The following is a 21,856-nucleotide window of genomic DNA, read 5'->3' as shown; positions in this document are numbered from 1 at the left end:
TCTGTGCTGCCCTTTTATTGTAAAAGGTTTTCACAAAAAGTACCAATCAGATCAATAAGTTCTTCTGTTTACTTTTAAAACTATATAGTTTTAAAAAGAATAAGTCAACTACTTTTATTTAAGTACTTGATTATTAAGTGGTTACGTTAAAAATAAATATATAGTTTTAACATGTTAAATTCATGGTATAATGAGAGAAATACTGGTGATAAAGGAGGACTCTGATGCGGACAAATACACGTTATAAAGAAATTTATGCTGCTATAAAACAGGATATCGAAGCAGGTGTTTATCCCATTAATCAAAAGTTACCCCAAGGTCGTCTTCTTGCAGAAAAATATCAAGTCAGCGAACTAACCATTACAAAAGCCTTACATTTGCTTGTGCAAGAAGGTTATGTTGTCAGACGACGTGGCTCGGGTAGCTTTGTTCAAGACTTTCAAAATCGAACCATTACTAAATTTTCTCCGTTAACCGGCACTTACTCAACCTACGATGGAAAAGTTGAATCCGTGGTTTTAGGCTTTGCAACAGAAGTACCTGAGCCTTGGGTGACTGAAAAATTAAGTATTACAGAAGAAGAGTTAGTCTACAAAATTATTCGCTTACGGATTATCGAAGATGTGCCCTCAATTATTGAATATACTTGGATGCCCGTTGCCCTAATTCCGAACTTGACAATGAAAGAATTGAAAGTCTCCATTTATCAATATATTTCGGAACAATTGCATCAAAAAATTCAAAGTGCGCGGGTCAGCATTTCTGGGATCCGTCCTTCTGCGTTGGAAAAAAAATATTTAAACTTAACCGATAATGATTTCCTGATGCGTGCAGAACAAATTGCTTACCTAGGCAATGGACATATTTTTGAATACTCAATTGCGAATCATATTCCTAGTGAATTCACTTTTGAAACTGTCTTAATTGCAGAAAAATAGAAAACTTTTATGTTGCCATTTCTCATTTCTAACAAAACGATCTCTTTACTTTGAGCCAATACTTTTTGTTAGAAATGTTTTTCTGCTAGTTAAAAATATTTTTCAAATTATATTTCCAAACATGAATTTTGATAAAAGTATTGCTATTTACTAGAACTACGATTAAAATATTGCTTGTAGCACTCTTTTTAATATAGATACAAGCAATTTGTTTTTTACATAGTCAATCAACCAAAGTGAGGACTTTATATGAGGAAACCCTACATTTTAATGAGCTTACTCGTTCTAAGTACCTTATTAAGTGCTTGTTCAACTGTAAGTGGCAGCCCAGCAAGTCAAAGTGCGCCCGCACCTGATGAAGTGTTGGCGACAAGTATTGGGACGTATGAAAATCGAACATTGTTGGTTCCAGATGGGCGTTTAGCCTTAACTGCCTTGCATAAAGGAAAAGATTATCAAGGCAAACCAATGTTTTATGTCCTGTTTGAATTAACCAATACAACCGAAAAAACACAAAATATTCAGCTAATGATTCAAAGTTTTATGGAAGTTAGCCAAACTGTCCACGGAAAAGCCCAAAATTTACAATATGCAGTCTTAACAGATTCACCTTTCCAAGACAAATTAGATCGTTTAGCAGATGAAATCAATCCTGGTGAAACAATCCAAGGCGCTTACCCGTATGAATTTATTAATGAGAACAAGCCGGTCCATTTTAAATTTAGAGATCGCCTTCTCAGTCTGGATGAACCCATTGCATCAGAAGAAATTACCATTACAGAAAAAAGTTTGGTCCGCTAGCTTAGCTAGCATTGGACCAAACTTTTTATTTATTATTCAGACGGAAAAGATTCTCCTTCTATAAAACGTGTGTAAATGTGTTCGCTCTCAGCAGCTTCTCCCCGCATTAAATGAATAATTTTCTCTGCAGCCACCATGCCCCATCGATGTTTAGAATAGGCAATTGTTGCTAATCGCGGTTGTACAAACGCACCTAGTTCAGAATTATCAAAACCAATAATCCGAATGTCTTTCCCCATTTGGTAATTTGTTTCTGCAACATATTTATAGACACCAATCGCCATTTCATCATTAAAAGCAAAAACATCGACTGGTTCTGTCTGTGGTTGACTCAAAATTTTTTTAGCAGCCGCATAGCCAGAAGGTTCGGTAAAATCGCCTTGGATAATTTCATAAGGTATCCCAAAACGAGTTAATTCTCGTGTACTAACAGCCAATCTTTCTTGGCTATCATAACCTTGTTCTGGTCCAGAAAGCAGAAGAACTTTTTTTGAACCCACATTGACAAATTGCTCAATTGCCTGCGTGGCACCGCCACGATTATCCAAGAGAACTTGCCGAATATTCCTATGCTCAGTGGTTCGATCAAGGACAACGATCGAATGGCCTCGTTCAGCAAACTTTTCAATTTCTTTTGTTGGAAATGTCCAATCTAAAATAATTGCCCCATCCACCATTTTTTCAGGAATGAAAAGATGTGACTTTTTACCGCTGCAGACAATCATCTCATAATCAAACAGTGCTAAGCCTTTCTTAATTCCCTCCAACAATTCACCATAAAAACTACCGCCATAATCGGCCAAATAGACACCAATAATATTGGTTTGACGACGTTTTAATGTGCGAGCGGCCATGTTAGGAACATAGTTTAGCTCTTCAGCAATTGCTTGGATGCGCGTTCGTGTTTCTTCAGTTACCTTTGAACTCCCATTCAATGCGTAAGAAACGGTCGAGATTGATACGCCTGCTTTTTTTGCAATATCTTTAATTCCTACCATGGACTACTCTCCTTTCTAATGGTAAATTTCAATAACACTTGCTTCATTTAATAATGAAAGCACCTCGTCTTTTTGAACTTCCATTCCCCCTTCTCGATAAGGGTTTTCTTCAAACTTAAACGGAACCTCTTGACCATCAATAACTATTTTCGCTGACTGATTTGGATAAAATTTATATGTGACAGGTTTATCAAACAATTGGTAAGTTAGTGCTAAACCAGACAATTTTTCTGGTAACACGGGATCAAAAACCACACTTTGAGCCTTTTGCCGAATCCCTAAAACAGCTGTAATTAATTGATTTAAATAAATTCCCGGCCCGCTTGAATAAATTCGCCAGCCACCTTTTACACCAATACTTCCATCTTTTAGTTTACCAAAATTTTCTTGTGATTCATACCTTGTTTTAAAATCGCCATCGGAACTACTAAAATAGGCATTGGCTTGACGTAAGTCTGCATTGTGAACCACTTCTTTTAATTGAACTGGATTGATTTGCATTAATGCTTGCCAGGTTTTGTCTCGCTGACCAATTTTCGCCATCGCTTCTGTATAGCGAATGTGCGCATGAACATACTGTAAACCAATTTCGCGACCAAAATTAGCCGCCTGTTCTGCTCGTTTAAAATTAGTGCTCACACCGCCTCGATAGTTCGCTGGTTTGTTCATTAAGCGCACGCCATCAGGAAACGTTAATTCTTTTTCAATAATTTCTAAATGATGACTTACTTGTTCCGGTGTTAATAATTCAGCTAACATACTACGAGTCATTGGCAATAATCGATATTGAATCCCTGTTTTTTGGTCATTTGGGTGAATCATTTGTTCAAAAGTTTCTGGCGTTTCCATATAAATAAACCCTGGAATCGTTTCATCCGCCAACATATATTTTTGAAAATCGTTCTTTATTCCTGCGACTAAAATTGCTAAGTGCTGACTATAAGTAGCATCGATTTCCGTAATTAAAGCCGCAAATTTTTTCAATACTTGATACGTTAAGGCAACGGTCCAACTACTAGCCATTTGCTCTTTAAGACGATTATCATAAGGTTGTAACGTGTCATCCCAATCGCCGTCACCGTAACAGGATAGAAAAGTTTCTGGTAAAAAATGTTGTTCAATATAATTTATTTCTTTTTTCAAATGTTCAAATAAAGATGCTGTTTCTTTTGTTTTGTGATTATCTTTGCGACTTGTATAAGGGATTTCCGTAGCTAAGATTGAATAATCTGCGGTTTGTTCCAAATAATCAGTCACTACTTTCAATGGCCAGACGATAATATCGCCATGGCTTTCACTGGCTTTTTGTTCTTCGTATCGGTCAAACATAAACCATTGCGGCCAGTTGCCATCGTCATCAAATTGATTTTCAAATAGATGCTGAATAATGGAGGCCACGATCTTAGGCTGTTGCGTCGCAAAGAAAAATTCTGTCGGTCCTTGCGACACATCTCGTGTGCCCCAAGCTGCTCCACCATACTGTTCTAAGCCATGTGGCGACAAATAATGAACGAGCATATTATGAGTATACCAACGAGTTAATTGATTCATTTGCTGCACACTTGAGTCTGCGTGTGTTAACTCAAAATGATGCAACAAGCCATTAATGAATGCCAAATATTGACTTTCTGCTTTTTCAAAATCTAATGGTGTATTAACTAATGCTTGGTCCTCTATACTGCCCGTAATAAGTAGTGAAAATTTTTGGGTCTTTTCGATTGCCAAGACTAATAAGTCCGCTTCAGCTCCACCAAATAATGTGCTATCGGTTACTTGAAATGATTTATCAACTGTCAATGCATAGGTTAGTTCTGGGTAATAATTTTCTGTAGCAGAATGATTTCCCGTCACTCGAAGCGTTTTGCCAGCTTGTTCTAATTGATAGGTTGGTACTTCTTCCGGTCCTAATAACAAATGGTTAGAAACAGCCCACATATATACATCCTTTTGACTGGTCACTTCCAATTGAATCACTCTTGAATCAGGCGAAGTGAAAGTGCGTACACGAATTGTATCCTTTGGCAACTTATAATACCAAGTAGCAGAGTTCAACCCCATTTCAAAAGCAGAAGGCATTGTTAGTAAGCGCCATAAGCCATTCTCTAAAATGTAGATTCGTTGACCAGAGCGTTTCATAACGTTTAAAGCGTTTCGGCTATTACTCATTAATTTGTTCATGGTTGTATTCCCTAAAACTACTTGTGAATTGAAAATGCCATACATATACACTGTCGTACTAAGCAAAGGTTCAGCAACCGTTAAGCCTTTACCACTTAATAAAATGTGGCCATGCGCTCTTTCCATGGCAATTTCTTTTTCTTGAAGAACAACGTGATGGTAATTTTCCGTGAAAAAGGAATACGTCTGACCTGCTACTTTTTCAATTTGTGTCTGAATGGGATAAAGTGCGGCCAACTCTTCTTCTGTTAATGGATTTCCTGTGATAGGTTCTCCTAAAAGTTTCGGAGGATAGTCCTGTGTTCCTTCTAATGAATCGAATGTCACAGTTTCATAAATAGCTTGTAAGTCTTCTTTCGATAAAAAGGGTTCAGCTAATGCTTGCGGATGTGTTTCTGTTACCGCACCATAAAAAACAAATTCCTTACTTTCATTCGTTAATTGGACGGCTTCCGTTTGTAAAGCGGTGTAAGCAAATTCATATTGATAGACTTCATTTGCTAAATATCTTTTCCCCAATGCTTCTGGTGTGTTTGTTTGTTTAAATGAACGTCCGAAAAATTGATAGCCGTCCGTTGAGTAGCCTACTAATTTTTGAAAACTCCCTTGAATAAGGGCTGGAAACTTCTCATTTTGCGGTTGATTTTGTCTTGATAAAACAACAAGCTCTTCGCCCTCTTGCCAAATGTGATGATCAAGATACTGCGACACATACGCTTCATTTGACTGAACGGCTCCTTTTGTCGCTAAGCCAATATCTTGACCATAAACAATATCTACTAAGCCAGTTCCAGTGACATTAACCCGCCAGAACCATTGATTGCTTGGCCCCAAACGAAAGTCAACTTGGTAACGAACCGCTTCAAATTCACCCCGCCATGTCAATTGATTATCTGAAAGATAAAAATCACTTTGACTGTTGGAACCAATCATTGGTCGATAATTAATTGTGTCCCCTGTAATTATCCGCAAATAGAGTTGGTTCATACTGCCGTCTAAAGGATTGCCTTCTAATTGATTAATCATCATGCCACAGCTATTCAATTCTTTTAAATCACCTGTCTCTAGAAATGTAGCGACTGTGTCTGCTTGCTTAAGCTTCTTTATCTGCATAACTTATCCTTCCCATCTTATTCATTTAACGTGACTGTTGTGGTTTGTACATCGCGACTATTTCCACCAATCATTACGATAAATTCACCTGCATCACTGGTTACCTGATTATCTGAATGAACATAGCGCACCATATCCTCTGAAAGAAGAAACTGAACTTCTTTTTCTTCCTTTGGTTCCAGCCAAACTTTTTGGAAATCTTTTAACTCTTTAATTGGGCGAACCACTTGTCCCACCAAATCACGTACATAAAATTGCACGGTTTCCTCTCCAGCGATTGGACTGTCATTTCTTACTAAAACAGAGACCGTGATTGGTTGTTCTTTGGTAAATGTTAATGCACTTAGTTGAATTGGTTGATAAGAGAAATGACTATAACTTAAGCCAAATCCAAAGGGATATTTAGCGTAATTAGAGACATCTAAATATTTAGAAACATATTTTTCTTCTGGTGCTGACTCATAAGGGCGCCCAGTATTGTCGACATTGTAAAAAATTGGCACTTGACCAACCGTTTCTGGAAACGACATACTTAAACGACCACTTGGATTGTACTGTCCCCACAAAATTTCTGCTAGCGCATTGCCCCCTTCTGTTCCAGGTTGCCAAGCTTGCACAATTCCTTTTGCAACATCTATCCCTTGTAAATCTAAGGGCCGGCCACTGTAGACCGTGACAACAACATTGGGATTTTTCTCAATAATTTGTGCCACTACTGCTAATTGTTTTTCGGGTAGACGAATATCACTGCGGCTGGCAGCTTCCCCACTCATCCAATCTGTTTCGCCTAGTGCCACTACTACTTTATCTGCTTGACTAGCTAATGTTAAAGCCTCTTCAATGGCCGCCACGGTCGGTTCAAAGTAATCAAAGGGTTCTTGGGCAACTAGGAGATTTGTAGTTAATTTTTGGGCACCAGCCACGAGGGAAATGGCTTCTTCTTTCTTTCCTTGCCATGACCAAGCCCCTAAAATATCTTGTGATTGGGCCCCTGGGCCGACAAGCGCGATTTTTTCTTGCGGCGTAAAAGGCAAAATATTTTCATTTTTTAAAAGAAGCATTGATTTTTGAGCAATCTTTTTAGCTATTTCTCGATGTTCTTTGCTTAAAATCACTTCTGCTTCCGCTTGTTCATCCGCACCACGATAGGGATTTTCAAATAAGCCTAGCTCATTTTTTAGTTTTAAAATTCGCATAACTGCTTCATCAATAAGTGTTTCAGCAATCCGGCCTTCTTCAAGTAATTCTTTTAAATAATCTGGATAACACGTGGTCATCATTTCAATATCTACACCAGCTTTGATAGCCAATTCTGCTGCCTCTTTTTCATCTTTGGCAACGCCATGAGGAATTAATTCTTTAATCGCTCCCCAGTCTGAAATCACAACTCCTTCAAACCCAAATTCATTTCGTAATACGTCTCTAAACAGCCATTGGTTGCCTGTAGCAGGAATCCCATCCACTGTATTGAAGGACGTCATGACAAGTTTTGCACCCGCATCTAATCCAGCTTTATAGCCAGGTAAATACATTTCTCTTAGCTGCCGTTCAGACATATCTACCGTATTATAATCCCGACCAGCTAAGGCACCACCATATGCCGCAAAGTGCTTCACGCACGCGGCTACTCGCCAATTGTCCTCTTTTAAATTTTCTCCTTGGTAACCTCTAACCATTGCAGCAGCTAAGCGACTGTTGAGTAATGGATCTTCACCTGTTGACTCCATGACACGTCCCCAACGTGGATCGCGCACTAAATCAACCATTGGTGAAAAGGTTACATGTAATCCTGAAACAGCAGCTTCTTTTGCTGAAATCTCCGCCATTTTTTCAACCGCTGCTTCATCCCAAGTGCTTCCTAAAGCCAAAGGAATCGGAAAGATGGTTCTGAAACCATGAATAATATCCGCCATTAAAAGTGTTGGAATATTTAATCGATGATTTTGCATATATTCTTTTTGAACACGTTTTGCTTCGTTTGCACCGGAAACACCTAGTGTTGTCCCCGCCGTATCAATCGTTTCTTGACTTAGTCCTAGCTCTGACATAGGGCCGGTCTTTTCTTCTGCTTTATCTGAATAAAACGCTGCTGCTAATTGTAATAATTGATTAATTTTCTCATCAATTGTCATTTCTTCGACTAATTGAATCAGTTGATTTTCTTTCATACTCTCACCTTTCTTCAATACATACTTCTGCTTCTAAAGGAAAATGGTCGGAGGGAAAACGTCCATCGATACTATCTGTTAAACTTGCGGTTTGCTGTACTTGCCAACCTTTTACATAAATATAATCAATTTCTTCTAATTCCGCCCAAGGTTTTGTGTAAGTAAAATTTTGAAATGTTCCTCTTGGGCCATAATGAGTAGCTAAATTTTTGCTATCTTGAAATTTTTTTTGAACAACTTGATGCACCGCTTCACCCGACTCTGCATTAAAATCGCCCATTAATAAAGTTGGATACTGTGCAATTTTGTCATGTAACTCCTCTAAGATAACGGTCATTCCTGCTAAACGAGCATGATCTGAAATATGATCCAAATGAATATTGATGACTAAAAAAGGCGTATTTTGAGTCGTTTCCTTAAATAGTCCCCACAAAGCAATTCTTGGACAGCCAGCTTCAGGATGGATACTTGGCTGCTGAGGTGTTTCAGATAACCAAAAATACCCTGTATCAATAGCCTGAACTTTTTGTTCGTTATAGAGAATCGCTAGTCCTTCTCCTTGACCATCCCCTTCTCTTTCCGCAGAAAGACAGGTGAATGTTGTATACGCCTTTAAATCCCTGACTTGATTCGGTCGTACTTCTTGAATACAACAAAGGCTCCAATCATGAAAATTGATTAACTGACAAACAGCCTCTTTACGAAAAGACCATTGCCAATCTTGGTCATACTCTGTATCTACCCGGACATTATACGTAGCTATTTTCATTTTTAACCTCCTGCAATAGTTGTTGAATTTGACGCATCTCACGACGGATCTGGGTTGTTTCACCGCCACCATGGCCTTTTTTCCAATACACTCTGACTGCTTTTCTTGCCTTTATCTGATGATAAGAAGGGAAAAAATCTTTCATTGGACATATCGGATCGTGACTCCCAACAGAAGCAAAGACTGGATTTTTAATTTGCGAAACAAAGTGGCGACTATCAAAATAAGGAAGAACCGCGGCAATTTTTTCATGCGCTTGAGGATGCTCTTGTAAGTACTGATGAATAATTTGATACGAACCCGTTCCTTCTGCTACTCGATTTTCTAAACAAGAATGACTTGGAACATCTGCAAAAGTAGCTAAAATCGGGAAGTCGACTAAACTATTCACCATTAACACTACGCCACCCCCTTGGGAACCACCACGAAGAATGATTTGGTCCTGATTAATTTCAGTAAAGGTCCGCACCACTTCTACGCTACGTAAATGGTCGGCAAACAAGCGGCGTTGGTACCAATCTTCTTTGTCTAGAAATCCTCGTCCCATTGGTGCTTCATGCCAAATTGTTTGATATGGCACGCGATCTTTGGTTAATCCCCCTTGACCTCGATTATCAATGACAAAACAAGCACAACCAATTTGTGTCCAATGAGCAAATTGCCAAGGTTCTTGAATATGATTCATATAGCCTAAACAGTCAATCACTATTGGCTGTTTCCCCGCCGTTTTAGGAAGTAACAAATAGCCAAAGATGCGCTCACCTAGGAAACTTAAAAAGTCGACCTGTTCCACTTGAACATTTTCCAATGGATAGTCAATGACCCGCCGATGGATATCTAGCGGTATTTTTTGAAGTTCTTCCTTGGTCTTTTGCCAAAACTCAAAATACTCATTCATGTTCCACACCTAACACTTTCTGAAAAAACGCAACTTGAAGAAAAGCCGTTGTCCCGAATCCTAACGCAATATATAAAAACAAATTAAGCTTATAGAAAAAAACAAACGTTAAAAGAGGTAAAATAAACAAAATAATCGCATTGGCACTATTACTTAAGACCACATAAACCGTCTCACTTAGTGTCTTTTTAACGGACCAATTAAAAACGGAAAAGAGAAAAAGAAAACTCGTCAAAAATAATGCAACAAAACTTAATAGAAAAATAGCTAAGAAACCTAAACTAGTGGCTATTTTAAATAAACTTGTTACGACAATACCGCCCAGTAAAAAAGCAACGAACAAGACACCTGTTAAAATAAAACCTCGCATGATGTTATTTTTTAATGCTGTCCAAAACGTTCGCAAAACAGGAATATCTTTTTCACGATACAAACGATAGATCGTTCGATACAACGCAATTAAGCCGACACCGCTAAAGATGCCTGTTATACAGGTAATTAAAAAGAGAAAATTAATAATGATCAAGTTGGCAATAAAAGAAAAAATCCGATAATACCAACCTTCATATGCAAATAGCTTATTCATATTAAAAGAGAAAAGCGGATTTCTCGTTGCTTTATCCGCTTTTCTCTCCTCCTCTCTTACTTAAGTTTGTCTCTGTTTTCCGCCATTTTCTCAGATTTTATTTTTTCAATTGCATCCCATTTATTTGATTTTAAGAATGCTTTGTAGTCTTCTAAAGATTTGTCAAAGGCTTTATCATCTTTCGCACGAATCATTGAAATAACGGTTGTATTTAGTTTGGTTTCAATCGCTTCATTCGCCCGAGCTTCCGGCGTTCCTGCATCTGGATTAATATTTTCAATTACGAAATGTGGGACTAATTTTCCTTTGCCCCATTCTTGCATTTGCGTTAAAGCACTTTCCATTGGCACTTTTAGTTTATTAACACGGTCATTGTTAAAGTATAGGAAACGACTAATGCCATATTTTTTGTTGTAGGCATCATTGTCTGTTTGTTCTAATTTTTTCACTTCTGGTAAATAATCAATTTTTCCTTGATCATTGTACGCATAAGTAACTCCTTCAACGCCATATTTTGTTAAAATTTGTCCCGGTTCATCAATTAAATATGTGAACAGTTGAGTGACTTTCGCTGGATCTTTCGCATCTTTCGTAATGTAATTACTTAACCAACCTGAAATGCCGGTTTGATTTAATGTTGGTTTTCGGCCAGAAGTGCTACTTGGTCCATCAATGGCTATATAACGTGTGCCAGATTTTTTCATAAATTCTGTGAAGTTCCCACCTTGACCACTGGTTCCAGCAACGAGCATGGTTGCATAATTTCCTTGTTTCACTTTTTCATCAAACGTCGCTCCATCATCTGTGAAGCTATCATCACTAATATTTCCTGCTCGGTAAACATCATTAAATGTTTTTAACCATTCTAAGTATTCTTTATCTAAATTTCGATCATAGTATTTACCATTTTTATCCTCTAAAGGAACACCTAAGAAGTCTTGTAATTTGTCTAAAAATGGTCCTGCACCATCGCCCACTGTGGTGAAGCCCATTGGGGTCATCTCAGGATATTTTTCTTTAATCTGTTGCATGACTTTTTCAAAATTTTCTGGTGTTGAAACGTCTGGCTTGCCTAATGCATTATAGACATCTTCACGAATAACAAAATTATCATTTACTGGGATATTTCCACTTTCATAATCCGCTTTTGTATTAGAGTAATTAGGGTAACCATATGTTTTTCCATCCTCTAAGGCATACCATTTAAACGTATCTTGGTTAACAACTTTCATTAAATAGGGGTCATATTTTTTAGCTAAATCGTTTAAAGAATAGGCCCAAGAATCTGCTTTCAATGCTGCTTGTCCAGTTTTTTCAGTTAATGTCACAATATCAGGCATATCTCCACTTGAAATCATGGCATTTAATTTTGAATCATCGCCGGAAATAAATTCAATATCCACATTTAAATCTTTTTTAATCTGCGCAGTGGTCACATCTTTTCCAAAAGGCAATGCCGTCCAATCTGAGTTAATATACCATTTAATCTTGGTCGGTTCTTTCTTCTTATCTAACTTCCAAGCAGGCGTCTTTTCATCTAATTCATACCGATCCTTAATTGAGACATCTGAGCTAGCTTTCTTTTCCCCTCCGCTACAGGCCGCTAAACTAACGACCGCCGTTGCCACCAATAAACCGCCTAAAACTTTTTTCATATTGTTCCCTACTTTCTTTATTCTTTTACTGCACCGGCCATCATACCGCCGATAAAGTGTTTTTGTAGTAATGGATAAATGATTAAAATTGGTATCGTTGTAATGACAATTGTTGCCAGCTGAACACCACGTGTCGTTGCCTGCACCACCATATCTGTACTGCCGCTCTCTGTCATGGTACTCAAGTTTGATTGAACAATAATTTCATAAATTTTCATCTGCAATGGATACAAATATTCTTTGGTAATGTATAATTTCGTGGTCATAAAGTCATTCCATTGACCAACCCCATTAAATAAAATAATGGTGGCTAATGCCGGTTTTGTTAAAGGTAAAAAGATTTTATAAAAAATTTGAAACTCACTGGCGCCGTCTATTTTGGCGGATTCTTCTAAAGATGGTGGAATTTCTCGGAAAAAGTTCATTAAGATAACTACATCATAATAGCTAAATAAAGCTGGAATGATATATACCCAGAAGGTATCTAAGAGTCCTAATGACTTAATCAAAAGATACGTGGGAATCATGCCCCCACCAAAGTACATTGTAATAACACCCATCGTTGTATAAATGTTACGCCCGACTAGTCTAGATTTACTAAGTCCATAGGCAACAATCGCACAGAACAGTGTATGCGTCGACGCACCGATGACTGTTTTTAAAACAGAAATCAAAAACGCTCGCGGAATGCTACTATCCGAAAAAACTTTCCGATAATTTTCTAGCGTAAATCCTTTCGGCCATAAAACCAAGCCTTTACCGGCTAAACCCGAACTTGACGAAACTGAGGAAACTAAAATATTCCAAATTGGCACGATAATTAATAAAGAAAACAACACAAGAATTAACGTATTGAAAAAGTAAAACCATTTGTTTTCTTTTGATTTTCTTTTAATCACAGCTGTTGCCTCCTTTATAAAATAACCGACCGACCATTGTTCATTTTTCTAGTAATGCGATCTGTAATGACTAATAAAACAATTGAAATAACAGAAATCCCTAAACCAACTGCCGTCGCATAAGAAAAGTCCCCTTGCGTTAGCCCCATACGATAAACAAATGAATTAATTACTTCTGATTTGTTTTGGTTTTGAGCATTCATTAAAACCAACGTTTGATCTAAGTTCGATCCCAATAAACCGCTAACATTTAGAATTAAGTTCAACGAAATAATCGGCGCTAATAAGGGCAAAGTAATCGTTCGGATTTGTGTTAATTTTGAAGCACCATCAATTCTCGCCGCTTCATAAAACGTTGGATCAATACGAGACATGCCAGCAAGATAGAGAATCGTGCCCCAACCTACTTCTTTCCACAAATCAGAAAGAACAGCAATCCACCAATACTTATCAGGATCTAACAAATGATTGACGCCCTGATTCATTAAGCCTAACGACATCATGACTTGGTTGATAAAGCCATTTGTTGAAAGCCACGAAATCAACATCCCGCCTAAAACGATCCAAGAAAAAAAGTGCGGAATATAAGAAATTGTCTGAATCACTTTTTTTAAATGTCCATCTCTCATTTCAAAAATCATTACCGCTAAGATAATCGGAATAGCGAATCCTAAAAAAAGTTTCATTAAACTAATCGCTAAGGTATTACGAACTGCTTCCCAAAAAAAACTATCTTCCATAATGATTCGAAAATTTTCAAGTCCAACCCATGGTGCAGAAGAAACCGTATCAACAATCGTATAATTTTTAAAAGCAATGATAATTCCATAAATTGGAATGTAGTTAAAGACAATCATGAATGCTACACCCGGAAGTACCATCCAATGCAATTGCCGCTGATCATAAAACTTTTTTAGTTTTTTCATAAGCAGGGTTCCTTTCTTTTTAGTGAAACGTTTCTACAAACAGATTATACATTCACTTCAAACAGTTGTAAACCCTTACATTACGGTTTTATTTAAAAATAACAGCATTAAAAAGCGCTATAGACCATTTACAAAGAAATTATTTTCCCTACTTCTTTTTCCATAAAAATACTCTTTTCTAGATATTTTAAAGCATTTTATAGAAACGTTTCACCAAAATATGAACATCTTTTTCTTAAAAATAATTCTGTTAAATAACAGAAAAAAGTCTGGTCGGATTGACCAGACTTTTTAAATATAGATAGTAAAATGTGTAATTTCAGGGATCACCCCAAAACGGGCATGAATGGCGGTCGTTCCTAGGCCTGTATTAACATATAGTTGCGTTTCTTGGTCCAACTGATACAATCCTCTGGTATACTTTTCTGCTAAAACATTTGTGATTGGATAAAAAGGAATCCAAATTTGTCCGCCATGGCTATGTCCTGCTAAAACTAACTGTGTACCCGTACCAACAAATGCATCCGCGACATCTGGTTCATGGGTCATTAATAACGCATAGTCATACGTTTCTCGATAGGATAATGTTTCTGAAACGGAAGGATTTCCTAATAACGAGTCATCTAAACCACCAATAAAAAGACGGCGTCCATCTGCTAAGGTTACTGTTTCTCCTTGGTTTTTCATAACGGTAAAGCCACTGGCCTCCATGACTTCATCATACACCGCAGAAGCACCGCCACCGTAATCATGATTTCCCCAAACTGCATATTTTCCAATTGTCGCTTGCAACTGTTTTAATTTTTCAATCATCGGTTCTTTTTGTTGCGGATTTTTGGCATAATTGTCAAATAAATCACCTGTAAAAACGATAATATCTGGTTTTTCACGATTGACTTTTTTTATGACTTTATCTAACCGCTTCGTCTCATAAAATTCTGAAACTTGTATATCCGAAAGTTGCACAACATTCAATGGTTCTCGTTGATTTTTCTTTCCCAAAGTCACCTGATTAACGTGAACTAAATTCGGCTCAATCTTCCACGCATAGATTGGGAGTGCGATAATTAAGAAAAAAAATAAGAGCATTATACTTAAACCAATTTTTTTAACCACATCACTCGCTCCTTTCTTTTCTTTGATTTCCGAAGACTTAGTATAGAGAAAAATCTTCTTAACCACAATCTAAAACAAAGGAAATTAAGGCTTTGTTAAACAACCTAAAGAATTTCCACAATCTCTTATCCTTTTCTTAGCTTTTTTATAAAAAAAGCTAGATAATTTCATCTGTCGATGAAATTATCTAGCTAGAACATTCTTCTCTTAATGATGATGTTTTCGAAACGTTTGATAACCAATTAAGCAAAATAAAATCCCCAATAAAATCATTCCAGTTACTGAAAATAAGCCTGCTAACATCTTTCGCATCCTCTCTGTCGCTAAACTTCCTTATTTATAGTCACTATTTCTTGTTGTAAAATTGGTTGAAATAGACGACGTTCTGCTAATTTTCTTGCTAAAATTGCTTCACTTTTTTTCGTAAAGATACCTAAGTTATGGCGCTTGCCTTTCAAAGAGATATAAGCCAGCCATTTCCCAGAAGCGGTCTGGCTCACCCCTTTGTGTCCACTGCTATTATTTTTGGGGCGTTTACTTTGTAACTTCCCTGGAATTACGCCAGCAACTCTTTGTCGGTAATCCTTCTTTTTACGATGACCGCAACTTTTGGTATGGCCATTCAACAAATTTTCACAGCGAACCCAGCAAGCTTGTCCGCACGAACACAGACAATACGCTTTCATTGTCTGTTGAATACTTTCGATCCGTACCACGACTAATTCATGATAGTTTTTTTTCAACATTGTTTGATAGCGATGGTGCGCACATTTGGTTCGATACCCACGAATTAGTTGTCTTCTTGAAGCTTCTGTATAGCTCCCACAAGAACAGCGACAGGCCCAAACAATTAGCCCTTCTTTTCTTTTTGCCGTTGGTGCTACTACTGTCAACTCACCAAACTTTTGGCCAGTTAAATCTTTATAGTTACCTGCTTGTCTCAATTGACTATCCTTCGTATTCTTGTTCTCGCCACATCTCGATTGGTTCTCTCCCATAGTGCTCATTTTTCTGAGTCTCTCCCTTTCTTAGTTCTCTGACCACCTCAGCAAATACTTGCCAATCTTTTGTTTCCGGCAAATGACGCCATGTCAATTGACGACACCGTACTTTCGAACTATAAAAATCGGACAAATACAAATCGGTTTCTAAGGTTAATTTGTGATCAATCATGACATCCATATAATTGAAAGAAGCAATAATTTTTGCAATAAAGCGGTTATAATCCTCCCCACCAGAAAAATCAACAAATACATGAATCGTTTTTTCAATTGCGCAAAAAGACCGATCATTTAACAAACAAAACATAAAATCATAGTATAGATGCACGCGTTCATACATTAAAAATCGTTTTTGATGCAGCGACTCTGTCTTTTGTACAAAACCATCTAAGGCGCGATGAATTTGAGGAAACCGCTCTTCAAAGAAACTGCTCTGCTTGGCGGGAATAAATGCAGCCACTGAAAAGTATAGGCGGTCCCAGCGATAACAAATCAACTTTAATTTTTCTTTTGTTTCCACCGTAATTCGCTTTTCAAAGAAAGGAATAACACTATTCATATGATCAATAAATTCGTCTAACATGGTTAACTTATCTGGAAAAACAATCGGACTATCAATGTATTCATTTAAACTTAAAAAAAGAAAAATATATGAAGTCTCTTTGCCAAAATCCTCTTTAAAAAGAGGGGTTTCGCTTGTATAAATTTTTTCAAACGCATGCTGTAAACAGCTAGGCACATGAACTTCCGTAAAAGAGTCCACTACATGATCAGAAAACACACGAAAACGTTGGATCGTTAAAAGAATAAATAGTTGTGCGCTTTGATTAAGACTAAACGTTCTTTGATACATCAGTTGTAAATCGTTTATAAATCGTTTAATGCCAGGACTATTTTCCAGCAAAATGTTAGGCAGCCTTTCTTGATTACTTCCATAAAAATAATACAAGCATTGAAAACAAAAACTTCGGATATTTTTCTCTTCTCCAACCAAGCCTGTTGACTTTAATTTAATACGCCAATTAGCTAAAATCAGATTTAGTTTATACGAGAAGGCATAAATTTTGCTTTTGCTCATAAAATGAATTTGAGAAAATTCTTGAATCGTGTGCTTTTGATAGAGGCCCACATCAAGAAGCAACTTGGCCATTAGTGATTGATCAAAATAATATTTTCTTAAGGCTTGATAATCAATTTGCGATAATTTTTGCGCACTAATCAGTCCTTTAGCTGGAAAAAGAATTTGACTCCTTGAAGAAATCTGTGTACATTCATAATTTATTTGACGGCACAACGATTCTAACTTTTGAGTGGATAAATCAAAATATCCATAAAATTCTTCTTTTAATAATGGACCTTCACTATTCATAAAAGTTTGATAAATAAGTAATTTATCTCGGAATTCTTGGTCTAATAATTCATCTAACAAAGTAGTCACATTTTCAACTCCAAACTATCACGCCTTAAGTATCTATTTTTTTAACAAGACGTGAGTGTCAATCTTGCTTATTTTTTCCACAAATTTAAAAATGATTCTTTCGATATTTAGGAATCTTCATAGAAAAGTATTATTTTAACCAAAAAAAGCCCCCTTGCGTCACCAAGGAGGCTTTTTTTGTTATTTTTTTACTTTAAATTTAAAGAAAAGCTGATTTGTTTGACTAATTTTCTGTTTCTTTTCTAGCCTATTCGTCAAAAATGATTGAAACTTTTGGTTCGTCTTCTATACTATCTTCCTATAAAGTTCTTACTCTTTTAAGTATCAGCTTCTGTCAATAAAAGTCCTCATTTGGCATTGCTAATCTGAATACAGTATGACTACTTGTTGCCGCTATTTTTTACTGTTATTTTACTCTTTAATTGAAGCGCTAGAAACGCTGTCAACTGTTGGCTTTTCGGTCGCTGACTCTTCTTCATGGACTGATGCACTTGAGACACTATCTGCCGTTTCTGGCGCTTCTTTTTTGGAGGCACCACTGACTGCATCGACGTTTTTTCCACCGACTAATTCTTGCCCAGTTTGTTTTAAATACCAATCAACAATTGGTTTAAAGTCTAAAATATACTCATTAATTCCCGCGTAATTTCCATTATCATCATACATCGCTTGATAGTTATGCACTACATAGGTATCTGGTCCGTGCATTGGAACATGAACGCGAATAGCATCTGTTTTTCCTGACCGTAATTGTTGAATCACCCATTCTACATTTTTCAATGCTTTTGGTGGATGGCAATTCGCTAATGGATTACCAACTTGTCCTGGTTGCCGTTTAGCAAACATTTCTTCAGCAGCCATTTTTTTATTGTAATATAAAAATTGATTATTACTGTCTGCGTAAGTCAATTCCATTGGCATTGATTTTAAGAAATAATTTAGCTGATCTACGGTTAAAATGCCTCGATCTAATTTTACGTATGTGTCGCCTTCCACAGCCTGAACCGCTTCTGCTGCTTGTTCTACCCAATCATCTGCTGCCATATCAACCCCTTCGATCGTTGTTTCAATGGTTCCTTTTGCATGTAAATCTTCAGGTAAGTCTTTTGGCTTAGCCCCTTCTAATTTTGAAATCACATCAATGAATTCCACGAATTTTTGTAATGTGCTTTCTAAAAATTGACGTGTTCCCTCCGCAATTAAGTTGCCGTTTTCATCAAATGCTTCTTTCGCTTTTCCTAATAAAAACTCGTTTCCAGGCATCACGATTGCATTGACACCAGGTGCATCAAGAATTTGACGGAGATGTAATTGCGCACGCGAGGTTCCTTGATCATAATAAGAGCAACCAACAATCATTACTGGTTTATTTTCCAGCGGATGAATTTTGAAAGATAACCATTCTAACACACTTTTCAAACCGGCAGGAATGGTATGGTTATGTTCGGGCGTCGCAATAATTACGCCGTCTGCTTGTAAAATTTTGCGATTCATATTCTGAATCAAGACACTGTTCGTTTGATCCTTACTTTGATTAAACATTGGAATATCTTTAATTTCTAAAATTTCCAAGTCGAACATTTTATAAAACTCTTTGCCAATATATTGCAGTAGTAACCGATTATAAGAAGAATCAGCGTTTGATCCGACGATCCCAATTAATTTCATTTTATTCACTCCATTTCGTTAAATCGTTTCCCATGAGAAATTTTCTGCTTCTTTTTTATTTTGCGCATGCGCATGTTTCAGCTGTTCTGTAATTTCAATAAATACACAAAAATCTGCAAACAAACCAGCTAGTTTATCTATTTGTTCTGAATCTTTTAACGCATTGTTTTCATCAAAAGCTTGTAAGGAATGCGCTAATAGAAATTCAGAGCTTGGCATAATTCGTGCTTTCAATTCAGGAGCATCTAAAATTTGACGCAGATGCGCTTGTGCTCTAGAGGAACCTAACGTGCCATAGGATGCACCAGTAATCATAACTGGTTTATCAACAAACGGAAAAATCCCGTAAGATAACCAACTTAGGGCATTCATCAAAGAAGCCGGCACCGCATGGTCATATTCAGGCGTACTGATAATGACGCCATCTGCTGCTTCAATTTTTTCAGCAACCGTTTTAACTATTTCTGGCAAAACTTTGTCTTCTGGCTTGTTAAACATAGGAAAGTCAACAATTTCAACTAGTTCAATGTCAGCCTCCTGCGCAAAATAGTGTTGCATAAATTGCAAAAGTTGACGATTGGTTGATTGCTCTGAGTTCGTTCCTACTAAGCCGATAATTTTTTTCATAATGAGCTGTCCTTTCTTTTTCGGTTCTATGAATGGATAATGTGAAGAGTATCTGCTAACCCACTGCTATATAAAATTTGCTGGTCTTGTGTAATGATGACTCCTTCAATCCCATCTAGTTGATTGAGGATTTCAAGCGCTTCTGGAATTGGATAACCAAATAAACGCGTTGTCCAAATCTCACCATCCACTGAAGCATCCGAGATAATTGTGATGCTGGCCATTTCAGTTTCCAATGGGTAACCGGTTGTCGGATCCAACAGATGGTGATAGACTCGCCCAGCTTCGGTTAAACTTCTTTCATAAATACCCGACGTCACAACCGATTGATTAGCCACTTCGACAAGTAAGCTGATTGTTTCTCTGGATTCTTGCGGATTGCGAATACCAATTCGCCATTTTTTGTTTTGATGCATAGAGGGCCCCAACGTCACAATATTGCCGCCCAGATTAATCAAAGCAGACGTCACATGGACTTCTTTCAAATAGGCAATTAGTAAATCAGCGATATAGCCTTTTGCTAAAGCCCCCAGATCTAATTTCATTCCTTCTTCTTCCAAAAAAACCGTTTGTTTTAAGGGATTTAAGTGAATCTTTTCTGGATTAATTTTTTTCAAACAGGCTTTAATCTCCTTTTCTGACGGGACACGGGCATCTTTAAAACCGATTCGCCACGTTTGAACTAGTGGGCCAATGGTAACATTCAAATGACTAGCTGGATCACAACTATGTTTTTTCCCTAATGTAATTAATTGATACAACTCTGGATGAACGCTAACTGGTTTTTGCCCAGCTTGTTGATTGACAGCCATCAGTTCCGAAGTTGAATCATTTGCACTAAAACGTTGTTCATAAGTGATCAATCGTTGGTGCACTTCTTCTAGAATTTTTTCAGGTTCTTCATGGTCTACAAATACATCTATTACTGTGCCCATCAAATAAATAGTTTGACTTTGTTGCACCTCAAGACTTCCTCTCCACGAAAGATTGTGTTTTATTTCACATTTATTCACAAATGAATCATACGCCTTTATTTGATGCCAGTCAAGTCGTTTATATATTTTTTTATATAAAATAACGACCTTAAAATTTTCATTTAAGGTCGTAACTTGTCTTGAACTCTTTTAAAAAACGCTTTTTTTATTATATTTTGAAAATAAATATATAATTTTCTATATAAACTAATTTCCCTTAGATAAAATTGTTTCTTTCAATGTTTGAATTGCTTCCAACAAGATGCGGTTTTTATTGATTTTTGCATACGCGCGGGCATCTTGTAGTAGTTCTAAAATTTGCTCTTGCGGCTTTTCTTCAGCTAAGGCATTTTTCGCAAGCTGGAAAGCTGCTCTTGCCAAGTAATACGTGACGTGATTATCAGAACAGATGGAAATCGCATACTCTAACAAAGCATCACTTGTTTCTAAATCGCCTTTTTCTGCATAAAAAACACCACAGTGAAAGACAACATTTAATACTCGCCAAGTATCTTCCATTGATTGAATAGTATAGAGATAAATTTCCTTGAAGACCTTATTGAAATAAAATTCGGCTTTCTCAATTTCGCCTTCTTTGGCATAGGCCATGCCAATTCCAGTAAAAGCTAACAAACGGTAAATATCGCTCGTGTATTTTTGCTCTTCAAACAGAAGTTTTTCAAAGGTAAATAAGCAATCCATCAACGAAGCATTTTGAAAAATCATGACAAAGCCTTGTAAATAATAATATTCTAATAACAGTTGGGAATCTTTGATTTCATCAAAAGGAATATTTTTTAAAATTGTTTGCAATTGGTCATGTTCGCTGGTAATCAAGAAGAATTCTGCTTCTTCCATTTTTTCAAGAATTTCAGGTTGTTTAATCCCTACGCGCGGGAAGAGTTCCCCCAAAGGTAGCTCTAAACGATTACATAGTTGGATCAATATTTTTAAAGTTGGGACTTGACCATTCTTTTCAAAGCGACTAACCGTAACTTGCGTACAAATCCCTTTAGCCAATTCACTTTGTGACAAACCACGTGCTTTGCGTTTTTCTATAAACCGTTGTATATTCATTGCTTTTCCTCTCATTCTCATCTTCT

18 protein-coding genes are annotated in these 21,856 nt (G+C 37.0%); 2 read left to right on the top strand and 16 right to left on the bottom strand.

Features of this window, described 5'->3' with window-relative positions; all coding sequences use genetic code 11:
• Nucleotides 1-224 precede the first annotated feature (224 nt).
• Nucleotides 225-938, top strand: coding sequence for a GntR family transcriptional regulator (locus IGL17_RS05430; protein ID WP_002366529.1), 714 nt, complete (start codon nucleotides 225-227; stop codon nucleotides 936-938).
• Between the two features lie 270 nt (nucleotides 939-1,208).
• On the top strand, nucleotides 1,209-1,739 hold the full coding sequence (locus IGL17_RS05425; protein ID WP_002384665.1) for a DUF5067 domain-containing protein: 531 nt from the start codon (nucleotides 1,209-1,211) through the stop codon (nucleotides 1,737-1,739).
• 32 nt (nucleotides 1,740-1,771) lie between these two features.
• Here the strand turns inward: IGL17_RS05425 and IGL17_RS05420 are convergent, their stop codons facing one another.
• From IGL17_RS05420 to IGL17_RS05345, 16 genes are all read right to left on the bottom strand, one after another.
• Nucleotides 1,772-2,737, bottom strand: a complete 966-nt coding sequence (locus IGL17_RS05420; RefSeq protein WP_002375065.1) for a LacI family DNA-binding transcriptional regulator — start codon at nucleotides 2,735-2,737, stop codon at nucleotides 1,772-1,774.
• A gap of 15 nt (nucleotides 2,738-2,752) precedes the next feature.
• A complete protein-coding gene (locus IGL17_RS05415) occupies nucleotides 2,753-6,028 on the bottom strand; it encodes a GH36-type glycosyl hydrolase domain-containing protein (RefSeq protein WP_016617892.1) in 3,276 nt (1,091 codons plus the stop codon).
• A gap of 17 nt (nucleotides 6,029-6,045) precedes the next feature.
• Nucleotides 6,046-8,196 carry a glycoside hydrolase family 3 N-terminal domain-containing protein gene (locus IGL17_RS05410; RefSeq protein WP_033624239.1) on the bottom strand — a complete coding sequence of 717 codons (2,151 nt, stop codon included), beginning with the start codon at nucleotides 8,194-8,196 and terminating at the stop codon, nucleotides 6,046-6,048.
• 4 nt (nucleotides 8,197-8,200) lie between these two features.
• Nucleotides 8,201-8,965 (bottom strand): endonuclease/exonuclease/phosphatase family protein, encoded by a 765-nt coding sequence (locus IGL17_RS05405; protein ID WP_016617890.1) that lies wholly within the window; start codon nucleotides 8,963-8,965, stop codon nucleotides 8,201-8,203.
• Nucleotides 8,946-9,863 carry an acetylxylan esterase gene (locus IGL17_RS05400; protein WP_002382200.1) on the bottom strand — a complete coding sequence of 306 codons (918 nt, stop codon included), beginning with the start codon at nucleotides 9,861-9,863 and terminating at the stop codon, nucleotides 8,946-8,948. The genes IGL17_RS05405 and IGL17_RS05400 overlap by 20 nt, the downstream gene beginning before the upstream one ends.
• Nucleotides 9,856-10,449 carry a DUF624 domain-containing protein gene (locus tag IGL17_RS05395; RefSeq protein WP_010713489.1) on the bottom strand — a complete coding sequence of 198 codons (594 nt, stop codon included), beginning with the start codon at nucleotides 10,447-10,449 and terminating at the stop codon, nucleotides 9,856-9,858. Before IGL17_RS05395 ends, IGL17_RS05400 begins: the two co-directional genes overlap by 8 nt.
• Before the next feature lie 56 nt (nucleotides 10,450-10,505).
• Entirely contained in the window at nucleotides 10,506-12,104 is a 1,599-nt protein-coding gene (locus IGL17_RS05390; RefSeq protein ID WP_002357899.1) for an ABC transporter substrate-binding protein, read from the bottom strand.
• A gap of 17 nt (nucleotides 12,105-12,121) precedes the next feature.
• Nucleotides 12,122-13,003: a carbohydrate ABC transporter permease gene (locus IGL17_RS05385; RefSeq protein WP_002357901.1), complete on the bottom strand. Its 882-nt coding sequence runs from the start codon at nucleotides 13,001-13,003 to the stop codon at nucleotides 12,122-12,124.
• Nucleotides 13,004-13,017: 14 nt separating this feature from the next.
• Nucleotides 13,018-13,929: an ABC transporter permease gene (locus IGL17_RS05380; protein WP_002382199.1), complete on the bottom strand. Its 912-nt coding sequence runs from the start codon at nucleotides 13,927-13,929 to the stop codon at nucleotides 13,018-13,020.
• A gap of 291 nt (nucleotides 13,930-14,220) precedes the next feature.
• Entirely contained in the window at nucleotides 14,221-15,111 is an 891-nt protein-coding gene (locus IGL17_RS05375) for a metallophosphoesterase (RefSeq protein WP_002384670.1), read from the bottom strand.
• 257 nt (nucleotides 15,112-15,368) lie between these two features.
• The gene (locus IGL17_RS05370) at nucleotides 15,369-16,043 is read right to left on the bottom strand and encodes an AP endonuclease (RefSeq protein WP_016617888.1); all 675 of its coding nucleotides are present in this window, start codon (nucleotides 16,041-16,043) and stop codon (nucleotides 15,369-15,371) included.
• Nucleotides 15,994-17,484 carry a helix-turn-helix domain-containing protein gene (locus IGL17_RS05365; RefSeq protein ID WP_016617887.1) on the bottom strand — a complete coding sequence of 497 codons (1,491 nt, stop codon included), beginning with the start codon at nucleotides 17,482-17,484 and terminating at the stop codon, nucleotides 15,994-15,996. Before IGL17_RS05365 ends, IGL17_RS05370 begins: the two co-directional genes overlap by 50 nt.
• Before the next feature lie 411 nt (nucleotides 17,485-17,895).
• Complete coding sequence (locus tag IGL17_RS05360; RefSeq protein ID WP_002360528.1) at nucleotides 17,896-19,152, bottom strand: NADPH-dependent oxidoreductase; 1,257 nt, start codon at nucleotides 19,150-19,152, stop codon at nucleotides 17,896-17,898.
• Nucleotides 19,153-19,170: 18 nt separating this feature from the next.
• Nucleotides 19,171-19,779 (bottom strand): NADPH-dependent FMN reductase, encoded by a 609-nt coding sequence (locus IGL17_RS05355; protein ID WP_002357907.1) that lies wholly within the window; start codon nucleotides 19,777-19,779, stop codon nucleotides 19,171-19,173.
• 26 nt (nucleotides 19,780-19,805) lie between these two features.
• The gene (locus IGL17_RS05350) at nucleotides 19,806-20,741 is read right to left on the bottom strand and encodes an FAD:protein FMN transferase (protein WP_033624238.1); all 936 of its coding nucleotides are present in this window, start codon (nucleotides 20,739-20,741) and stop codon (nucleotides 19,806-19,808) included.
• Nucleotides 20,742-20,960: 219 nt separating this feature from the next.
• On the bottom strand, nucleotides 20,961-21,851 hold the full coding sequence (locus IGL17_RS05345) for a helix-turn-helix domain-containing protein (RefSeq protein WP_002399965.1): 891 nt from the start codon (nucleotides 21,849-21,851) through the stop codon (nucleotides 20,961-20,963).
• Between the last annotated feature and the right edge of the window lie 5 nt (nucleotides 21,852-21,856).

Origin of the sequence: Enterococcus sp. AZ088, assembly GCF_051714845.1 — a bacterium.
Taxonomy (GTDB): Bacteria; Bacillota; Bacilli; order Lactobacillales; family Enterococcaceae; genus Enterococcus; species Enterococcus faecalis.
Note: the sequence above shows the minus strand (reverse complement) of the source record. Positions and strands in the feature narration are given on the sequence as shown.

Coding starts and splice junctions, on each gene's coding strand:
- IGL17_RS05430 (WP_002366529.1), top strand. CDS start 225: ATGCGGACAAATACACGTTATAAAGAAATTTATGCTGCTATAAAACAG.
- IGL17_RS05425 (WP_002384665.1), top strand. CDS start 1,209: ATGAGCTTACTCGTTCTAAGTACCTTATTAAGTGCTTGTTCAACTGTA.
- IGL17_RS05420 (WP_002375065.1), bottom strand. CDS start 2,737: ATGGTAGGAATTAAAGATATTGCAAAAAAAGCAGGCGTATCAATCTCG.
- IGL17_RS05415 (WP_016617892.1), bottom strand. CDS start 6,028: ATGCAGATAAAGAAGCTTAAGCAAGCAGACACAGTCGCTACATTTCTA.
- IGL17_RS05410 (WP_033624239.1), bottom strand. CDS start 8,196: ATGAAAGAAAATCAACTGATTCAATTAGTCGAAGAAATGACAATTGAT.
- IGL17_RS05405 (WP_016617890.1), bottom strand. CDS start 8,965: ATGAAAATAGCTACGTATAATGTCCGGGTAGATACAGAGTATGACCAA.
- IGL17_RS05400 (WP_002382200.1), bottom strand. CDS start 9,863: ATGAATGAGTATTTTGAGTTTTGGCAAAAGACCAAGGAAGAACTTCAA.
- IGL17_RS05395 (WP_010713489.1), bottom strand. CDS start 10,449: ATGAATAAGCTATTTGCATATGAAGGTTGGTATTATCGGATTTTTTCT.
- IGL17_RS05390 (WP_002357899.1), bottom strand. CDS start 12,104: ATGAAAAAAGTTTTAGGCGGTTTATTGGTGGCAACGGCGGTCGTTAGT.
- IGL17_RS05380 (WP_002382199.1), bottom strand. CDS start 13,929: ATGAAAAAACTAAAAAAGTTTTATGATCAGCGGCAATTGCATTGGATG.
- IGL17_RS05370 (WP_016617888.1), bottom strand. CDS start 16,043: ATGGGAGAGAACCAATCGAGATGTGGCGAGAACAAGAATACGAAGGAT.
- IGL17_RS05360 (WP_002360528.1), bottom strand. CDS start 19,152: ATGAAATTAATTGGGATCGTCGGATCAAACGCTGATTCTTCTTATAAT.
- IGL17_RS05355 (WP_002357907.1), bottom strand. CDS start 19,779: ATGAAAAAAATTATCGGCTTAGTAGGAACGAACTCAGAGCAATCAACC.
- IGL17_RS05345 (WP_002399965.1), bottom strand. CDS start 21,851: ATGAGAATGAGAGGAAAAGCAATGAATATACAACGGTTTATAGAAAAA.